This is a genomic window from Kocuria cellulosilytica, assembly GCF_040981245.1.
Lineage (GTDB): Bacteria > Actinomycetota > Actinomycetes > Actinomycetales > Micrococcaceae > Kocuria > Kocuria cellulosilytica.
The window spans coordinates 1-1,345 of the sequence record NZ_JAVFWZ010000025.1 but is presented as its reverse complement, the minus strand read 5'-3'; the positions used below and the strand labels follow the sequence as shown (position 1 = coordinate 1,345).

Here is a 1,345-nt window from a genome sequence, read left to right as displayed (position 1 = left end):
GGGACGCTCCTATCGTCCGTCAAGCCGGGTTGGGTTGGTGCTCCAGCAGCCGGTAGAGATCTCGGGCGATGTAGCGCTTGAGACAGCGCTTGATCTCTCGGGGTGTCTTGCCCTCGATCGTGCGGCGGGCGACGTAGTCGCGGGTGGTGGGGTCGTAGCGGATCCGGGAGAGTGCGATGGTGTGCATGGCCCGGTTGAGCTGGCGATCGCCGTAGCGGTTGAGCCGGTGCCGGGTGGTGACCTGGCCGCTGGTGGCCGGGATCGGGGCCACCCCGGCGAGCATCGCGAAGGCGGCCTCGGAATGGATCCGCCCCGGGTGGGACCAGGCGCACAGCACGGTCGCGGCCACGATCGGGCCCACCCCGGGCTGGGCGAGCAGCTCCGGGCGCCAGGACCGCACGATGCCCAGGATCGCCTTCTCGTGCGAGGCCGCCTCCCGGGCCAGGTCACGGGCTCGCCGGGCCAGCGACCGCAGCACGGTGACGGTCACGGTGGTCTCCACGTCCCAGGAGGAATGCCCCCGCAGCCCCGCGGCGATGGTGAGCATCCCGGGCAGCTTCTGCCCGCGGAACCGCGCCCGGATCGGCTCCGGGGCGGCGATGATGAGGCTAAACAGCTGCCGCTGAGCGTCGGTGGCGGCCTCCACCGCCGAACGACGGGCGGCCAGCAGCACCGACAGCGCCTGCCGGTCCCCACCGTGGCGCGGGGTGCCCAGCCGGGCCCGGGACAGCGCCTCGCGCGCGGCCCGGATCGCGTCCAGCGGGTCGGACTTGGCCCCGTGGCGGCGCTGGGCCCGCTGGGGCCGGTCGAGCTCGACCACGACCTCTTCGAGCTCGGCCAGGTGGCGGGCCAGCCCGGCCCCGTGACCGCCGGTGCCCTCGATCGCCCAGACCCGCAGCCCGGCGTGCTCATCGGCGAAGGCCACCAGGCGGGCATACCCGTCGGCGGTGGCCTCCACGGTGATCTCCCCGAGCACGCCGCCGGTGCCGGCATCGACAGCGGCCGCGGAATGGGTGTGGACGTGGGTGTCGACGCCGATGACGACATCGACGACCTCTCGCAGATCGGTCAGACTGGACATTGCGTTCCTCCCAAGCTCCGGAGCGGACGTAGGTTCCGGTCCGGGAGGAGTCACGGCAGGACTGTGACGGGACACGCCCGGCGCCGCTAACGCCAGACGGTCAAGCTCCTGATCAGGCCAGTCGCTCCGACCGGGCCGGGGCCGGCGACCACGAGCGGACAAGTCCTGCGAAAGGCACGAAGCCAGTCAGACCAAGGGTCACGCTCGTGATCACCTGCCCACAGCCCAGCACCATCGGGCTGCAAAAGGAATCCTCACAGTCAG

1 protein-coding gene is annotated in these 1,345 nt (G+C 71.9%); it reads right to left on the bottom strand.

From position 1 onward, the window contains the following. Nucleotides 1-19: 19 nt before the first annotated feature. Nucleotides 20-1,081 carry an IS110 family RNA-guided transposase gene (locus tag RCG67_RS16775; RefSeq protein ID WP_368827923.1) on the bottom strand — a complete coding sequence of 354 codons (1,062 nt, stop codon included), beginning with the start codon at nt 1,079-1,081 and terminating at the stop codon, nt 20-22. Between the last annotated feature and the right edge of the window lie 264 nt (nt 1,082-1,345).

What these genes read in the sequence shown, in the direction of transcription:
- RCG67_RS16775 (WP_368827923.1), bottom strand. Translation starts at nt 1,081, where the DNA reads ATGTCCAGTCTGACCGATCTGCGAGAGGTCGTCGATGTCGTCATCGGC.